The 16,845-nt window shown below is 70.8% G+C and carries 13 protein-coding genes and 1 pseudogene; 7 read left to right on the top strand and 7 right to left on the bottom strand.

Features of this window, described 5'->3' with window-relative positions; genetic code table 11:
* Positions 1 to 14: 14 nt before the first annotated feature.
* The 3 genes and pseudogenes from OIE75_RS00965 to OIE75_RS00955 all read left to right on the top strand — a co-directional run bounded on the left by OIE75_RS00965 (position 15) and on the right by OIE75_RS00955 (position 2,581).
* Positions 15 to 748: pseudogene (locus OIE75_RS00965) on the top strand (VOC family protein).
* A 419-nt stretch (positions 749 to 1,167) separates the two neighbouring features.
* A complete protein-coding gene (locus OIE75_RS00960) occupies positions 1,168 to 1,893 on the top strand; it encodes a molybdopterin-dependent oxidoreductase (protein ID WP_307008818.1) in 726 nt (241 codons plus the stop codon).
* Positions 1,877 to 2,581 (top strand): cytochrome b/b6 domain-containing protein, encoded by a 705-nt coding sequence (locus OIE75_RS00955; protein ID WP_329469005.1) that lies wholly within the window; start codon positions 1,877 to 1,879, stop codon positions 2,579 to 2,581. Before OIE75_RS00960 ends, OIE75_RS00955 begins: the two co-directional genes overlap by 17 nt.
* Before the next feature lie 16 nt (positions 2,582 to 2,597).
* Here OIE75_RS00955 and OIE75_RS00950 read toward each other — a convergent pair.
* Together OIE75_RS00950 and OIE75_RS00945 are read right to left on the bottom strand one after the other, a co-directional pair.
* A protein-coding gene (locus OIE75_RS00950) for an IS5 family transposase (RefSeq protein WP_443078435.1) occupies positions 2,598 to 3,427 on the bottom strand; the annotation gives its coding sequence in 2 pieces (ribosomal slippage) (positions 2,598 to 3,088 and positions 3,088 to 3,427; 831 coding nt in all).
* A gap of 87 nt (positions 3,428 to 3,514) precedes the next feature.
* Positions 3,515 to 3,883 carry a VOC family protein gene (locus tag OIE75_RS00945; RefSeq protein ID WP_307008816.1) on the bottom strand — a complete coding sequence of 123 codons (369 nt, stop codon included), beginning with the start codon at positions 3,881 to 3,883 and terminating at the stop codon, positions 3,515 to 3,517.
* Positions 3,884 to 3,946: 63 nt separating this feature from the next.
* Between OIE75_RS00945 and OIE75_RS00940 the strand changes: the two genes are divergently transcribed.
* Positions 3,947 to 4,408 (top strand): MarR family winged helix-turn-helix transcriptional regulator, encoded by a 462-nt coding sequence (locus tag OIE75_RS00940; protein ID WP_307008815.1) that lies wholly within the window; start codon positions 3,947 to 3,949, stop codon positions 4,406 to 4,408.
* A 133-nt stretch (positions 4,409 to 4,541) separates the two neighbouring features.
* Complete coding sequence (locus tag OIE75_RS00935; protein ID WP_329469003.1) at positions 4,542 to 5,861, top strand: PP2C family protein-serine/threonine phosphatase; 1,320 nt, start codon at positions 4,542 to 4,544, stop codon at positions 5,859 to 5,861.
* 13 nt (positions 5,862 to 5,874) lie between these two features.
* On the opposite strand, the gene OIE75_RS00930 is transcribed toward OIE75_RS00935, so the two are convergent.
* The 4 genes from OIE75_RS00930 to OIE75_RS00915 form a co-directional block, all read right to left on the bottom strand.
* A complete protein-coding gene (locus OIE75_RS00930) occupies positions 5,875 to 7,530 on the bottom strand; it encodes an ABC-F family ATP-binding cassette domain-containing protein (protein WP_329469002.1) in 1,656 nt (551 codons plus the stop codon).
* 80 nt (positions 7,531 to 7,610) lie between these two features.
* Positions 7,611 to 9,245 (bottom strand): ABC-F family ATP-binding cassette domain-containing protein, encoded by a 1,635-nt coding sequence (locus OIE75_RS00925; RefSeq protein WP_329469001.1) that lies wholly within the window; start codon positions 9,243 to 9,245, stop codon positions 7,611 to 7,613.
* A gap of 273 nt (positions 9,246 to 9,518) precedes the next feature.
* Positions 9,519 to 11,663, bottom strand: a complete 2,145-nt coding sequence (locus tag OIE75_RS00920) for an FUSC family protein (protein WP_329469000.1) — start codon at positions 11,661 to 11,663, stop codon at positions 9,519 to 9,521.
* A 249-nt stretch (positions 11,664 to 11,912) separates the two neighbouring features.
* Complete coding sequence (locus tag OIE75_RS00915; protein WP_307008810.1) at positions 11,913 to 13,064, bottom strand: FUSC family protein; 1,152 nt, start codon at positions 13,062 to 13,064, stop codon at positions 11,913 to 11,915.
* 496 nt (positions 13,065 to 13,560) lie between these two features.
* On the opposite strand from OIE75_RS00915, the gene OIE75_RS00910 reads away from it, so the two are divergent.
* Both OIE75_RS00910 and OIE75_RS00905 read left to right on the top strand, forming a co-directional pair.
* Complete coding sequence (locus OIE75_RS00910) at positions 13,561 to 14,013, top strand: iron chaperone (RefSeq protein WP_307008809.1); 453 nt, start codon at positions 13,561 to 13,563, stop codon at positions 14,011 to 14,013.
* Between the two features lie 433 nt (positions 14,014 to 14,446).
* Positions 14,447 to 16,039, top strand: coding sequence for an FAD-dependent monooxygenase (locus tag OIE75_RS00905; protein WP_329468998.1), 1,593 nt, complete (start codon positions 14,447 to 14,449; stop codon positions 16,037 to 16,039).
* A 16-nt stretch (positions 16,040 to 16,055) separates the two neighbouring features.
* Here the strand turns inward: OIE75_RS00905 and OIE75_RS00900 are convergent, their stop codons facing one another.
* Positions 16,056 to 16,715, bottom strand: coding sequence for a ScbR family autoregulator-binding transcription factor (locus OIE75_RS00900; RefSeq protein WP_307008807.1), 660 nt, complete (start codon positions 16,713 to 16,715; stop codon positions 16,056 to 16,058).
* Between the last annotated feature and the right edge of the window lie 130 nt (positions 16,716 to 16,845).

Below are 16,845 nucleotides of genomic sequence, written 5' to 3'. Positions count from 1 at the left end.
CCATGGTGTCCTGAATGACGTTGCAACTTGTTCAGGTGAACCTCAAGGCCGAGGACGACGCCGCGCCCGGAGGGTTCTGGGCGAAGGCGCTCGGCTGGGGTGTGTCCAGTGAAGGACCGGGCGGCACCAACCCGGAACCCGAGGGGTTCGACTGGCCGGATTCCTCCGCCGTCTGTATCGATCTCGTCCGCGTGCCCGACCCGGAGTCGGTGAGGTACCGCATCCACCTCGAGCTCGCCACCACCTCCGACGCGCACGAGGCGGAGCTGGTCCCCGGCTGAAGGAACTCGGTGCGAGGCTCGCCGACGTCGGCCGGGGCGATCTGCCGAGGACCCTGCAGGCCGACCCGGAAGGCAACGTGTTCAGGGTCCTGGAGCCCCAGGAGCGCTACAGGGACACGGGGCCGGTAGCCGCGGTGGTCGTCGCAGGCGCCGATCCACGGGTCATGGTCGGGTTCTGGGGCGAGGCGATCGACCGGACCGTGCACGAACTGACCGACGACCGCGCCCTGCTGCGCTCGGCCAGGGGCGACGGACCGTGCCTGGAGTTCCGGCGCACACCCGACGACGAGGTGGGGAACCGGGTCCACCTCGACCTGATGTCCGACCCCGTCGAGGACCGGGCGACGGAGATCGCCCGGCTCGAGGGCCTCGGCGCGACCCGGACCGACGTGGGCCAGGGCGACGTTTCCTGGATCGTGCTGACGGACCCGGAGGGCATCGAGTTCGGCGTACTCGGCCGGGGCTGATGAGGGAGGCCGACGCCGCGCTGTCGCACGGAGCTGCGTCTGGGCCGGCGCCCAGGGCGAGCGTGCCGACCGAGACGAGACCGAGTGCGAGGGGTCCGACGGCGCTGGTCACGATACGACGAAGCGGCATGGAGAACGATAGACGGATGAGGAATCGGAGTCAGAGCTGCCAGGTTCTGCCGATCGGTTGTCGATGCGGCGCCAAGATTCACAGTTCGGCGTCGGCGTCGCGATCGCCGTCGGCGTCAGTCACCCGGCGAATCGATGCACTGCCGCGCCGAACAGTTGGTCTTGGCCGGTCCGCTGCACGCGCCGGAGCAAGGGCGGTGCGCCGCCGGTCCGGGGCGGTCGGATTACCGAAGTCTGACGTCGTCCCGGGTCCCCTGGCCCAGTGACCCCCGGGGTGCTCCAATGACAAGGTGAATCCTGAACCACCCGAGAGGAACGGCGCTCCCGTGGGCCGGCGCGTGTTCCTCGGCACCCTCGGCCTCGGAGCGCTCGGGGTCGTCGCCGCACCCACGCTGCAACGCGGTATGGAGGCGTTCCTGGGCGGCGCCGCCCAACGGGACCCCACCGGCCTGACGGACCTCCTCCCCAACGGCGGCGGCTTCCGCTACTACTCGGTCACCTCCTCCGTACCGCACAAGGACGCCAGGAGCTACGGGCTCACTGTGGACGGCCTGGTCGATCGACCGACGACGTACTCCCTGGCCGATCTCAGGGCGCTGCCCCAGACCCGCATGGTGCGCGACGTCCAGTGCGTCACCGGGTGGCGGGTCCCGAGCACCGCCTTCGAGGGGGTGCGTCTGTCCGAGCTGCTGGATGCCGCGGGGGTACGCGGGACGGCGGGCGCGGTGCGCTTCACCTGCTTCGACGGCGCGTACTCGGAGAGCCTCACCCTGGAACAGGCCCGCCGCGCGGACGTCCTGGTCGCCCTGCGCATGAGGGACGAGGACCTCGGCCACGCGCATGGCGGCCCGGTGCGCCTGTACGTGGCACCCATGTACTTCTACAAGTCCGCCAAGTGGCTCTCCGGAATCACGCTCACGAAGAACGTCCGGCCGGGCTACTGGGAGGAGCGCGGCTACGACGTCGACGCCTGGGTGGGCCGTTCGAACGGACGGGACGATGAGCCGACTACCTGACTCCCCTCCCGCCTCCGCCCGCGTGCCGCGGTTCAGCCCCACCGAACGCTGGGCCCACCGCGTGACGGCCGGGCTGATGGGCGTGTGCGTGCTGACCGCGGCCTGCCTGTACGTTCCGCAGCTCGCCCAACTCGTGGGCCGCAGGGCCCTCGTGGTCACCGTGCACCAGTGGGCCGGTGTGGCTCTTCCGGTTCCGGTCCTGGCCGCGCTGGGTTCGCGCGCCCTGCGCACGGACCTTGGTCTGCTGAACCGCTTCGGCCCGCACGACCGGCGCTGGCTGCTCGCCGTCCTGCGCAGGGACGGACGGCGGGCCTCCCGTCCCGCGCACAAGTTCAACGCGGGGCAGAAGATCTACGCGGCCTGGGTGGCGGGCGCGACGCTGGTGATGCTGGGCACCGGGCTGATGATGTGGTTCACCCACCTCACGCCCCTGGTGTGGCGCACCAGTGCCACGTTCGTCCACGACTGGCTGGCCCTGACCCTGGGCATCGTCCTGGCGGGCCACGTCGGGATGGCCCTCGCCGATCCCGAGGCCCGGCGGGGCATGCGAACGGGTTCGGTCACGCGGGCGTGGGCCGAGCGGGAGCATCCACTGTGGGCCGACGAGCTCTCGTGCGGACCCGCTCCCTCGGGCACGCGGCCCGCGCCGACGGGACCGCGACCGACCACCACGGACTCGTCGCCCTAGGAGTTGTCGTCAAATGTCACGCCCACATCAGCAGCGATGCGAGGGTGACGGCTGCCCGGAAGGACTCGGCGGTCTTGTCGTAGCGGGTGGCGATGCCGCGCCATTGCTTGAGGCGGTTGAAGCACCGTTCGACGACGTTGCGCCGCTTGTAGACCTGCTTGTCGAAGGCCGGCGGGCGTCCGCCACGGCTGCCGCGTCGGAGCCGGTTGCGGGTCTGATCGGACCGTTCCGGGATGGTGTGCCGGATGTTCCGCTGCCGCAGCCAGGTGCGTATGGCCTTGGAGCTGTAGCCCTTGTCGCCGATGACGTGGCCGGGTCGGACCCGGGGCCGGCCCGGCCCCAGCCGGGGCACCCGGATCGCCTCCATCACGGCGGTGAACTGGGTGCAGTCGTTGGTGTTGCCGCCGGTGACGGTGAAGGCGAGCGGTCGGCCCACAGCGTCGCAGGCCAGGTGGATCTTGCTGGTCAGGCCGCCTCTGGACCGGCCGAGTCCCGGGGTCCGGAGCCCCCTTTTCGCGCTCCGGCCGCGTGCTGGTGGGCCCGGACGATCGTGGAGTCGACCGACACCAGCCACTCGATGTCCCCGGCCGCGTCGGCCTTGGCCTGGGCAGCCCGGAGCATCCGCTCGAAGGTGCCGTCCTTGGCCCACCGGCGGAAGCGGGTGTGCAGCGTGGCCCAGGAACCGTACCGCTCGGGCACGTCCCGCCAAGCCGTACCGGTCCGGAACTTCCACACGATCCCGTTGAGGACCGTCCGGTCGTCCAGCCGCCTGCGGCCTCGCTCGGACCGGGGCAGCAGCGGCTGCACGAACGCCCATTCGGCATCGGAGAGTTCATGGCGACGTATCACCCGACCATGATCTCCGACCGAAGATTATTTGACGACAGACCCTAGGGCGACGCCGCCCGGGGCCGACGCGTCCGGGCGCTCGGCTCAGCCGCGGTCGTGGAGGGTCACCTGATAGCCGTCGGGGTCGGCGAAAGTGAAGGTGCGGCCGAACGGCCCGTCGACGGGTGCCGAGACGATCGTCGTGCCGGTGGCGGCGAGGGCGTCGTGGATGTCCTGCGCGTCGGGTGCGTGCAGCCAGAGGGCCATTCCCTGGCCGGGCTGCGCGATCGCGTCCAGGTCTACGCCCTCCACGATGTCGCGTACGGCGAACGCGATCGGCTTGGTGTCGAACACTACGGCGTGCGGCGGTCCCGCGGCCGAGCGCTTCAGCCCCAGGTGCTGCTCGTAGAAGGCGGCAGAGCGCTCCAGGTCGCGCACCTGCAGCGAGATGAAGTCGGGTCCGGTGACGGCCATGATCCTTACCTTTCATTCGATGTCAGTCTCCTGACATGCCTCACGGTATGTCAGACTGCTGACATGAGTCAAGGTGAGCCCGGGATCGAGCTGGACACGTCGTTGGGGTACATGTTGAAAGCGGCCTCGAGCGCCCTGCACTCCGCCATGGAGGCCGTGCTGAAACCGATGGGCATGACGATCACCCACTACTCCTGTCTGGAACTGCTCGCCCAGCGGCCGGGCCTGTCCAATTCCGAGCTTGCGCGCGGCACCTTCGTCACCCGGCAGTCCATGAACGTGCTCCTGCAGGCCCTCGAACGACAGGGACTCGTCGTCCGCGCGGCACAGGCACCCGTGGGCAGGGCCCTGCCCACGGAGCTGACCGCCGCCGGGCGTCGCCAGCTCGCGGCGGCCAGCGCCGCGGTCCGCCGCGTCGAGCAGGACATGCTGGCCAACCTGAACGCGGCCGACCAGGACCAGATGCGGCGCCTGCTCAGGGACTGCATCGCCTCGCTGAGTGCACCGCCCGCCTCGACGGACTGACCGCGGTGGGACCCTGCGGCCGGCCGGCGGCGCGTGTGTTCGTGTTACAAATGCTTCCTCGGCTCTCGTGGCCGGTTGCAGGTCCGGCTGTGAGTGAGAGCAGCCCTCCTTCTTCGCGACCAAAGGGGCGGCCATGTCCGACCGTACGGACCAGGAGGAACCGGGCCCCGCGGCGCCCGCTTCCTTGTCGGTGCTGGAGCGGCTGGCGCTGCTCGCCGACACCACGGCTCAGCTGATCTCCAACATCGATGTCGACGAAGCACTTCATCGCGTAGTCGCCCTGATCGTGCCGCGTCTCGCGGACTGGGCCGTCATCGACCTGGTCACAGAGGCCGAAGAGGTCTCGCGGCACATGGTGGTCCACGCCGAGGAGGGGAAGCTCGTGAGACGCGAGGACCTCCAAGGCCCCATGCCGCCGGTCTCCGAGCACTCACCCATGCCGTTGTCCCGGGCCTTGCGCGGTGTCGCCTCGAACTTGGCCGGGCCGGAGACCTACCAGGGGCCTCCCGACAGCGGCATCGCGGTGGAGCAGCGCAGACTGTTCGCGGCCACCGGGATCAGGACCGCGGCCATCGCTCCCATCCGCGGTCCCCGGGAGGTCGTCGGTGCCCTCACGCTGGGGCGCTCGGACGCAAGCGACCAGGACTTCACCGCGGACGACCTCACCCTGCTCGAGGACATCGCCCGACGCGTAGGCCTGGCTCTGGAGAACGGACGTCACTACCACCGCCAGGCGCAGGTCGCCGAGACCATGCAGCGATACCTGTTGCCCCAGCTCCCGCAGCTGCCGGGTATCGCGATGACGGCGCGCTACCTGGCCGCGCCGGATGCGTCGCACATCGGCGGAGACTGGTACGACGCCTTCCCGCTGCCCTGCCGCGATACGGCACTGGTCATCGGCGACGTGGTCGGACACGACCTCGAGGCCGCGGCCGGCATGGCACAACTGCGCAACATGCTGCGCGCGTTCGCCTGGTCCGAGGACCGGCCGCCGCAGGGCATCGTCGAGGAACTCGACCAGGCCCTGGCTCACATCACCGATGTCCGCATGGCCACCATGATCCTGGCCCGCCTGAAGCCGGATCCCGCCGGGGTGTGGCACCTTCGATGGACCAACGCCGGGCATCCGCCGCCTCTCCTCGTCGACCACAACGGCCTGACCCGGTATCTGGACGAGGCCCGCGGTCTGCTCCTGGGCACCTCGATGAAGCAGTCCCGGACCGACGCCCACATCGTCCTGCCTCCCGATTCCACCCTCGTCTTCTACACCGACGGCCTGATCGAGTCCCGCACCCACGCCCTGGACACCGGGATGGAGAACCTGCGCCGGCATGCGGCCTCCTTGGCCCACCGTCCGCTGGACAGCTTCGCCGACCAGCTACTGCGGCGTGCCCGTCCCGCCGACAACGACGACGACGTGGCGCTCCTCGTCCTGCGCATTCCGTCGCCCTGACGGCCCTGCCTCCCTATCGCCGCACCGGCGTGGTCCGCCGCTCGTGCTCCGGGACCAGCCGAATCTCGCGACCGCGCCAACGGCGGCGCAGCCAGCGGTCGTGGCCGGCGACCACGATCGCACCCGGTCCGGTGGCCAGCGCGTCCTCCAGTTCGTCGCACAGCCTGGGGGAGAGGTGGTTGGTCGGCTCGTCCAGCAAGACCAACTGGGGCGGACGGGCGACCAGCAGCGCCAGCGCCAGCCGACGACGCTGACCCACCGAGAGCCGCCCGACCGGCTTGTCCAGGTCGGCCTCGTGCAGCAGACCCAACGACACCAGCGGCACCCTCTCCGCCCGGGCGGCGCCCAGCGCCGTGTCGTACGTGTCACGGACCGTGCGCTCGGGACGGTCGAAGACGCTGTCCTGGGCGAGCAGCGCCACCGACAGACCGCGCCGGCGGCGCACCTCGCCCTCGGTGACCGTCATCCGCCCCGAGAGCACGGCCAGCAGCGTCGACTTCCCCGCTCCGTTGCCGCCCGTGACCAGCAGCCGGTCGGTGGCGGCCACCTCCAGCCCGTCCAGCGCGAGTCGCCCCGGCACTCGTACGTCGCGCAGAGCGACCAGTGGCCGAGGGTCCTCGTCCGCCCGGGCCGCCAGATCGCCGGCCGCGAACCGCAGGGGCCGCGGCGGCTCGCCGACCCGTACGCGCTCCAGTTCCTCCAGCCGCCGGGTGGCGTTGCGCACCCGGCGGGAGATCGACGCCTGGACCCGGCCCGCCCGGTGGCCGTAGCCCATCTTCTCGTTGTCGGTGCGACCCCGGTCCGGAGCCACCCGGTGCGCGGTCACCCCCGCCGACATGCGCAGCTCCTCCAGTTCCTCCTGCTCCTCGGCGTACCGCCGCTCCCAGCGTTCCCGCTCCGCGCGCCTCTGGAACAGGTAGGCGCTGTAATCGCCGCCGTAGCGGACCGGGCCGTCCACGGCCGGGTCGAGGTCGATCAGGTCGGTGCAGACAGCGTCGAGGAACGCTCGGTCGTGGCTGGCGAACACGACGGCCCCGGGCATCGAGCGGACGTGCTCCTCCAGGAACGCGGCGGCACCGTCGTCCAGGTGGTTGGTCGGCTCGTCCAGGAGCAGCGCCGAGGGCCGCCGGACGAGCAGCGCGGCCAGGGCTAGCCGGCCGCGCTGCCCGCCCGAGAGCGAGCCGAGCGTGCGGGCATGGTCCACGGCGCCGAGACCCAGCCCGTCCAGGACCAGGGCGGCGCGGCGGTCGGCGTCCCACGACTCCCGGTCCTGGACCTGCTCCAGGCGCTTGCCGTAGGCGTCGAGGACGTCTCGGTGGCCGGGGTCGTCGTCGGGTACCCGGGCGAGTTCCCCGCCCAGACGGTCCAGCTCGGCGAGGTCCTCCCGGGCCTCGCGCAGCGCCTCGTCCAGGACGGCTGCGACGGTCGTACCCGCGTCGAAAGGCATCTCCTGGTGGAGGAAGCCGAGGTCGGCGGGGCGGGTGACGCTGCCCTCGTCGGGTGCGTCCACCCCGGCGAGGACCCGCAGCAGGGTGGACTTACCGGCACCGTTCTCCCCGATCAGGCCGATGCGGCGGCCAGGGGAGGCGGTCAGTGAGACACCGTCGAGGATACGGCGTCCACCCAGGTTGCGGATGATGTCGTGGGCGAGAAGTGCGGGCTGTGGCATGTACTCGGTCGTCCTCCGTGATCGGTGGTCGCCCCGCCGGGCACCGGGCCTCGGACGCGGGCCGCGTCACGCGTGACGGCTCACACCGCCGGAGCCTCGGCTTCCTCCAGCGTCCCTTCGGCCAGCCGCAGCCGCCGGGTGATCTCGATCTCGGCGAGGAACCGCTCGTCGTGGCTGACCACCATGAACGCGCCCTGGTAGGAGTTGAGCGCGCCCTCCAACTGGCCGACGCTGACGAGGTCGAGGTTGTTCGTCGGCTCGTCGAGCAGCAGCAGATGGGGTGCCGGTTCCGCACACAGGACGCACGCCAGGGTGGCGCGCAGCCGCTCACCGCCGGAGAGCACACCGACCGGCAGATGCGCACGCGGGCCACGGAAGAGAAACCGGGCGAGCAGATTCATCCGCTCCCCCTCGGGTCGCTCCGGGGCGAACTCGGCGAAGTTCTCCGCCACCGTACGGCGCAGGTCCAGCAGGTCCAGCCGCTGCGAGAGGTGGGCGATCCGTCCGTCGTAGCGCTTGATCTCTCCGCTGTCCGGGAGGAGGTCGCCGGTGATCAGCCGCATCAAAGTGGACTTCCCGGCGCCGTTGGGGCCGGTCAGCGCGATGCGCTCCGGGCCCCGGACGGTGAGGTGGACGCCGTTCGCGGCGAACACGTCCGCGTCACCGAGCCGCACCTGCATGCCCTCGCCGAGGAACAGGTTGCGTCCGGCGGGCACCTGGGTGTCGGGCAGTTCCAGGCTCAGCTTGACCTCTTCGCGCAGGGCGCGGCCGGCCTCGTCGAGGCGGGCCTTGGCCTCGCTGACCCGGGCGGCGTGCATCGTGCCGGCTTTGCCCGCGGCCTCCTGCGCGCCACGCTTCATGTTCCCCGCGAAGATCCGGGGCAGACCGGCGTTCTTCAGGTTCCGCTGTGCGTTGCCGGCGCGGCGCTCGGCGCGTTCACGGGCCTGCCGCATCTCCCTCTTCTCGCGCTTGAGTTCCTGCTCGGCTCTGCGGACGTTCTTCTCGGCGCCCTCCTGCTCGGCGAGTACGGCCGCTTCGTACTCGGTGAAGTTGCCGCCGTAAAGGCGCAGTTCGTCGCTGCCGAGTTCCGCGACGCGCTCCATGCGGTCCAGGAGCGCGCGGTCGTGGCTGACCAGGAGCAGGCAGCCGGTGAAGTCCGACAGGGCGTCGTACAGCTTGTGCCGGGCCTCCGCGTCGAGATTGTTGGTGGGCTCGTCGAGGAGGAGGACGTCGGGCCGCCTGAGCAGTTGGGCGGCGAGGCCGAGGGAGACGACCTGGCCGCCGCTGAGCGTGGTGAGGCTGCGGTCCAGTGCGAGGTCGGTCAGGCCCAGACGGTCGAGCTGCGCGCGGGTGCGTTCCTCGACGTCCCAGTCGTCGCCGATGGTGGCGAAGTGCCTCTCGTCGACGTCCCCGGATTCCACGGCGTCCAGCGCGCGGATCACTTCGGCGACGCCGAGCACCTCGGCGACCGTGAGATCCACCGTCAGCGGCAGGCTCTGCGGGAGGTGTCCGAGGGTACCGCTGACCGACACCGAGCCGGTGCGCGGCCGGAGTTCACCGGCGATCAGCTTGAGCAGGGTGGACTTGCCGGAACCGTTGGGGGCGACCAGACCGGTGCGTCCGGACGACACGGTGAAGGACAAATCGTCGAAGACCTGTGTGCCGTCGGGCCAGGCGAAGGAGAGGTTCGAACAGACGATGGCGGCGTCGGACATGAAGTGGAGACCTCTGAGGAAACGAGGGCAGAGTGTTGTCCCCTGCCCTGGGCAGACGTGGGAAAAGGGGTACGACAGGACGGGCCACCTCGGCAGCGCTCCCGAGCGCCGGCCGGTGGCCGTCAATTCCGGATCTCACCCGGAGATGTCGTCGTCACCCACCACGTCTGAAACTCCTCGATAGACGGTCTACGCGGCTGCCGAGGATAGCAGGCACGCTCGGCCCCGGTGGGGGACAGGCGCAGGCATGCCGATCCCGCCGTCACACAGCCCTCACTGCCCCTGCCGGTACGTTGCGTCGGCAGGCCCCGGACGGCCTGCGCCGGTCGCGGTGGCGAGATCCGCGGCGAGGGCGTGCAGCCACACCTCCAGGTCGACCAGGAGGGACCGGGCCCCGGGCGACGTCGCCGACCGGACGGCCGGGGACAGCGGTGCGAGCCGGAACGTGATCCCCGGCGAAGGGAGATCGGCGGCCCGCAGTGCGGCAGCCGCCACCTGCTGCCCTGCCGTCTCCACCCACCGCTGTGCGTCTGGCGGAAAATCGGGTACGCCCTGCGACGGCGGCAGCCAGAAGGCGCCGTTGAGCACGCGCGAACCGTAGTTGAGGGCGGCGAGCCAGTCCGGGCCGTCGTCGTCCGACCGGAGCGCGGGCTCCGTGCGGAACTGCGCGTACGCCGCCTCTGCGATGCGCAGCCGATGCAGGGCGGGCCACAGGGAGCCGGCCGTGGGCCGCTCCGCGGGGTCGGCGCTCGGCACGGCGCGGCGGCCGATCACGGCGTCGGCGGTGTCCCTCACCACGGGCGCCGTGGCCCGCAGCAATGCGGCCACACTGCGCCGCATCTCGGTGCGTGCCCCGGCCGGCCACGCGAGGAGCCCGCACACGAGCCCGATGCCGCTGCCGGTCAGCACGTCCACCAGGCGAGCCTCCTCCAGCCGCCACGTCACCGGGGCGATCTGGGCGAACGCCGTCGACACCACCAGGGTGAACAGGCCCTGCGCCCACGCGGGTCCGCCAACGGGTCCCACCGAGAAGGCGATCACCATCATCGGCACCAGCAGAGCGGCGTAGACCGCGGTCGCGTCACCCGCCCCGATGATGAACGCCCCCGCGAGGACGGCACCGACCAGCGTGCCCGCCGCGGCCGATCGCACGGCCGACCAGGTGCCGACCGCCGTCGTCCGCGCCAGGGTGAGCACGCTCAGCAGCACCCAGAAGCCGTGCGACAGGTCCAGCGACCCGGCCACCAGACGGGCGAGCGCGAGCCCCAGCGCCGTACGCACCGCATTTTGGAACACGACCGAGCGCGGCGTGAGATTACCGCGGGCGCGCACGAGCCACAGGCGCGCCGCAGGCACCCTCGCATACCAGAACTGCTCGTGCGGGAGCCCGGGCACCGCCCGGTCGCCGCCCGTCGCGAGGTCCGCGGCGGTGCGCACGGTCACCGCCGAGGCCGCCACCGTCAGCAGCGTCGACCTACGCCGCAGGAGCGCTGGGGGAGGATCGCCGCGGCCCTCCGGCCCGCCGGCCCGCTCGTCCAGGAACCGCGCCGTCATCTCCTCGAGGAACTCGGCACCCCGGACGGAACGGCCACCGCGCAGCACAGTCGCGGTGTCGGAGCAGGTCGCCGCGATGCCGTGCAGCAGGGTCTGCGAGGCGGTGTCGGCGGGAGCGGGCGGGAGTCCACCGAGTGCGGCCAGCTGGTCGAGCAGCCGTCGCGCGGCCGACCCCGCCTGGGCCAGTGCCCGGTCGGTCCGGCCGGCACCGGTCGGCCGGCACTCGTGGGGTTGTCGGGAGAATCGCAGATCCCGCCCGGTCGTCCGCAGTCGGCGGGCCGTCGCGTCGTCGACGGATTCGGCCCGGAGCAGCAGCCGGGTCGTGTGGGCCGCCAGGTCAAGGGCGCCCGCGATCCGCTCGGCGTAAGAGGGCCGCCGCGGCGACGGGAACAGCAGCAGCTCACCCACCACCAGCGCTGTGGCTCCGAAGAGCAGGCCCAGCAGCCGCTCGGGCAGGCTGGCGGGGGCGTAGGGCGGGAAGCAGGCCAGGATGTAGCAGAGCTGCAGCCCGGGTACGACGCTCGCGAGCCGCGGGGCACAGGCCGCACCGAACGTCAGGGCGAGGGTGACGAGGAGCATGCCCACGGCCGCCGCCCATGTCGTCACCGCGAGGGCGGTCCCGAGCGCGACCAGCGCCGCGGCGGCGGGCGCGGCCCGCAGCACGCTGCTCGCGCGGTGGCGCCCCGAGCCCGGCAGCGAGGACAGGGTGCCGAAGGCGATGGGGGTGAAGAGGGCGTACAGAGCGACGACCGGCCGGTCCATGAGGTACGCCGCAGGGTAGAAGCCGGCGGCCGCGGCGAGCGCCACCCGCACCGCACGCCCACTTCCGCCGAACGACTGGGTGAGTGACGGCAGTCTCGGCATCCTCACCCTTCCCCGACGGCCCACCGGCGCCGACTCCTCGACCACGGAGTCCCGCGGACGCCACATCATGCCGAGCCGCCCCACTCGGCGGACACCGGCGCACCCGGGAGGTCCGGCACGCTCGCCCGACCGGCGCATCGGACACGAGCCACCGGCGCGCGGGTCCGCCCCGCCACGTCATGTGGAGCCCCGGGACCGGACCGCGCTCACCACACCGCGCCGGTCAGAGACGTCGGTCACGGCTCGTGCTCATTCGTCGGCGGTGGACTTGAGGACGTCGCAGGTGTTCTGGAACTCCTCCATCAGCCGGGTGGCCTCGACGACGAGGACTCCGTAGGGCCGGGAGGGGTCCGACAGAGGGAGTGAGTCGTCGTTGGCCGCCGTGAGCACGTTCTCCAGGGCGTCCTGGGCGATCGTGGCCAGGCGGCACATCTCCTCGGCCTGTTCGCTGAGGCTGTCGGCCTCGAGCGAGGCCATGATGTGGGCGATGTCGCGGAGACTGCTCGCGAAATTCGCATACGCGCGCAAGGTGGGCGCGTAGGTGTAAGTGCTCTCGGTCTCGCGCCAGCGCCCGAGGCTGCGGGTGAGGGAACCCAGTTGGTAGACCGCGCGTTCCAGAGCGTCGACGCTCCGCTGGTACCGCCCGAACGTCAGGTACCGGCGGTGGGCGGGCAGCAGGCGGCGCGGGTTGAAGGGGAGGCTGTTCTCTGCGGTGACCAGTCCCGCCCGCGCCTGTTCCACCGCCCGTTGCGCGCTTTCGCCGGCGGCACGCCACTGCTTGGCCCGCTCGGCGTCCACGTCGCCCGAGCGCAGGCCGTCCGCCATGTCGTCAAGCAGGCTCTCGATCTCGGCGGCCAGGACCTGGAGACCATGCTCGGCGCCGCGGTACCGCAGCGGCGGCGCGATGGTCAGGTTCACGAGGAGGCCGAGACCGCATCCGACGAGCACCAGCAGGACGATCTGCCCGAGCTCGGTCACCCGCTCGCCGGTGCTGGTCGCGGCGGCGTAGGTGGAGAAGGCGAAGAAGGCCGCGGTGGCGACCTGCGAGCGCTGCTCGCCCAGGGCCGGCCATTGTCCGATGGCCAGGGCGATCACGGCGACCATGACGAACGCGACGAGGTCCGGGCCGGCGACGAACCCGACGGCCGCCTGCACGGCCACCCCGACCGTTACCGCGGCGGTGTAGCGCAACGCCTGCCAAACCGACTGGTAGATCGTCGCATTCATGATCAGTACTGCGGAGAACGGTGCGAACGCCGGCGAGGCCGCGTGCAGGAGGTCCTGCGCCGTCCACCACGCCAGTGTCGCCGCCAGTGCGCTCTTCCCGATCAGAAGCGCAGTGTTCCGCTCGTGTCCAGGCGCATCCCACGCCCTTCGCAGCCATGCCCCGCAGCCTCGCACCCATTCCACTTTCGTGCCCCGAACTCCCACTCGCTGATCTCGTACGGCGGGGCAGGTACCCACCCCAGGCCAGATATGTAAAGGGACGACGCATTGGTTCGGAGGCGTCCGCGCCACGAAGGAAGTGTGTCACCGCAGGACAGGGCGTCAGCCCTCGACATTCCGGGCGGCTGCGACCGGGCGAAAGCGTAGGAAATCCGGAGCACGCCTCACCCGCCGCAGGACGCACCGGCACCTTCGTGGACTCCGGAGTCGTGTCGATGGGATGCGCTCGCGGCGCCGATCCTCAAGGTCATTTGCTGCGGAATCGACGCGGGGTGGTGGGGGGGACTGGACGTGCTGGGAGGCCGGCCGCTCGCGCGGTGGCTGCGGCTTGAGGGTTCCTTGAGCGCGCATCAAGAATTCTGTGCGCGACGGGTGTTGTACTGGGTGGAGAGACGGGCTCGTCGAGGCGCATTGGGTCGGGCGGGCGTGACCGACGGGCTGCGGAGGACACATGAGCAGTACTGAGAAGAGCACGTATGAAGGCTTCTCGGCCGAGGAGCGGGCCGCGATGAAGGACCACGCCAAGGAGCAGAAGGCGGCGGCGCGGCGCGGTTCGCGAGCGGACAAGGCGGCGTTGGCGGAGAAGGACGTGCTTGCGAAGATCGCCGAGATGCAGGACTCGGACCGTGTGATGGCCGAGCGCGTCCATGCGGTGGTCCTGGAGAGCGTGCCGGAGCTCGCGCCGAAGCTGTGGTACGGGATGCCGGCCTATGCGCTGGACGGCAAGCTGGTCTGTTTCTTCCAGAGCGCGGCGAAGTTCAAGGCCCGCTACGCGACGCTCGGGTTCAGCGACAACGCGAACCTGGACGAGGGCAGCATGTGGGCGGCCGCCTTCGCGCTGACCGAGGTCACGCCGGAGGTGGAGGAGCGGATCGCCGCTCTGGTGAAGCAGGCAGTGAGCTGACGGCTTTCGGCTTCCTCCGCCGGGCCGCTGGTGAGTCGCGTTCCCGTCGCACGCCGGTTGCTGGTGCGGTGCGACGGCGACACCGTTCGTAGGCGGCCCGGGGAGGACGACGGGGGCAGGAGCGCACCGTGCCTGGTGGAGAGCCATTGCAGGCCGCCGTGCAGACGTGTAGGGGACTCGAAGCCTGCCCACAGGCACTGCCCCTCTGGTCGTGATCGCCGAGTAGTGATGCTGTGGGGGCATTGTAAAGAACCGCCTCATCGGTATATTTTCTGGTCGCGCGCCGTCGGTCTTATGGGGGTTTGTGAGGCCGTTGTTCTTCGCCGCGCAAGGCAGGGGCGTGGAGCGCGTGCGTTCTTGTGACCGGGCCGGCGGCTGGGGCGTTCGTGCTGCTGGCAGTGCGTAATCCCTGAGGACTAGGGGAGGTCCTGCGGTGGAGAGTCGTCTGCGTGCACAGGTCGTCATCGTTGGTGGTGGGCCGGTCGGCATGCTGCTGGCGGCCGAGCTCGGTGGCCGGGGAGTCCGCACCGTTGTCCTGGAGGCGCGAGGCTCGGTCTGTGATCGGCCCAAGGCGAGGGTGCTCCATGCGAGGGCTCTGCAGGGCCTGGCCAGGCGGGGGTACTTCACGGAACTCGTGCCGCAGGGGATGTCGAGCGCTGCCGAAGCCGAAGTGCCCTTCCGCTTCGGTGGAGTTCCCGGGCTGACGATCACGGCCTCGGCCTCGGAGCCGGGGCCCGTTCTGAAACGGCCGCAGGCCGACCTCGAGCGGCTGTTTGAGCAGCAGGCGCGGGCGGCCGGGGTGCGGGTGCTGCGTGAACACCGCGTCACGCAGGTGTTCCAGGACCTGGACCGTGTGCGGGTCCTGGCGGAGGGGCCGCTCGGGCCTGTCGAGTGCACTGCTCTGTACCTCGTGGGGGCGGACGGCGGGCGTGGTGCGGTCCGGGAAATGGCGGGCTTTGCGGCCCGTACCTATGAGGCCACGACGTCCGGGCTGTCCGGACTGGTCAGGCTGGACGATGCGGATGTTCCGGGCCTGGGGTGGCACCGCACTCCGCATGGCTGGATCGTCGCGCACGACATCCCTGGGGCGGGAACCCACATCAGGACTCTCGACTGCTCAGGTGTACATGCCGGGCGCGATGTGCCGCCGTCGGAGGGGGAGTTGCGCAGAGAGGTGGCGCGGATTGCGGGTCGTGAGGTGGGGTTCGGGGAGGTGCGCTGGCTGAGCCGCTTCAGTGACTTCTCGCGGCTGGCGGAGTGTTTCGGACGGGGCCGGATCTTCCTCGCGGGGGATGCGGCGCACCTGCACTTCCCGGTGGGGGCACAGGGGTTGAGCCTGGGGGTGCAGGATGCGCTGAATCTGGGGTGGAAGCTGGCGCTGGCGGTGCGGGGGCGGGCGGGGGCGGGGCTGTTGGACACATATGACCAGGAGCGGCGTCCGGCTGCTTTGCGGGTGATCGAGGTGACGCTGGCGCAGTTGGCGTTGATGCGTGCGCGACCGGAGGCGGAGGCGCTGCGCTCGGTGTTCGCGGGGGTGGTGGCTGCGGGGGGTGAGGGAAGCCGGTATCTGAGTGACCTGATCAGTGGTCAGGATGCGGTGCTACCACCCGTGGCAGGGTGCGTCCCGGGGAGTGGTGGGGTGTGGGAGGGGAGGTTCTTGCCGAATGTGGCGCTGCGTACGGAGCAGGGGCCGTCGGACGTGGTGGCTCTGCTGCGTGGGGGCGGGTGGCTGTTGCTGCTTTTCGGTGAGCGGGGTGGGACGTATGGACGGCGGGCGGGGGCGTGGGGAGATGTGGTGCGCCGGGTGCGGGTGGCGCCGGTGGGGGAGGTGGCGTGTGACGCGGTGCTGCTGCGGCCGGACGGGTATGTGGCGTGGGCGGGTGGTGGCGCCGGGTCCGAGTCCGGGCAAGGGCGCGGCGGTGAACGGCTTGAGGAGGTGCTGGTGCGGTACTTCGGGTGCGGGTCGTCGGCGGCACCGGCCGGGCGCGTGGCTGACTCCGACGCCCGTGCTGGGGTGTCTGTCTGACGTGTGTGGGTGGGGGTCAGTGGGTGGTGGTGGGTTGGGTGTGGTGGTGAATTTCTTCGTGGACGTGGTGGCCGCGTTGTTCGGTGAGGTCGAGGGAGGCGAGGACGGGGGGTTGGGTGATGCTGGGGAGGATGTGACGTAGGAGTTGGGTGGTGCGGGTTTGGAGGTCTTGGTAGTCGCTGACGGTTTGGGACATGGACTGCACGCCGGCGAAGGTGGCGACGATGATGTCGGCGGTGACGGAGGGGATGACGTGGGGGAGGAGTTCGCCTTGGGTCTGGGCCTTTTCCAGACGTTGTTGGCAGATGTGGCTCCAGCGGAGGAAGGGGCCGGTGCGGTCGAGGTCCTCGGCGTGCTGGTCCATGGTGAGGCGGACGCCGGCGCGGACCATGGGGTCGGTTTGGAGGCGGTAGGCGTGGAGGAGGACTTCGTCGGCGAGTTCCTGGAGTTTGCAGGCGCGGGCGGGGATGAGGAACTGCTGGTCCTGCTCGTGCAGGACGCCTTGGGCGAGGTGTTCCTTGGAGGTGAAGTGGAAGTAGAGGGCGCCTTTGGTGACGCCTGCGGTCTGGAGGATTTCGGCGATGGTGGCAGCCTGATAGCCGCGTTCTTCGAAGACCTTGGCGGCTGCTGTGAGGATGGTCTGGCGGGTGCGGATGGCGCGGTCCTGTTTCGCCATGGTGCGGGCCTCCTGGTGTTTTGATGCGTTCGTGGTCTGGGGTGTCTCGGGTTGTGCAGTGATTCCGCAAAAAAACCGTCCAGTATGTATCTTACAGGTGGTGTCCCTAGGGGTCTCAAGGGACGGGCGG

Origin of the sequence: Streptomyces sp. NBC_01723 (assembly GCF_036246005.1) — a bacterium.
Taxonomy (GTDB): domain Bacteria; phylum Actinomycetota; class Actinomycetes; order Streptomycetales; family Streptomycetaceae; genus Streptomyces.
Note: the sequence above shows the minus strand (reverse complement) of the source record. Positions and strands in the feature narration are given on the sequence as shown.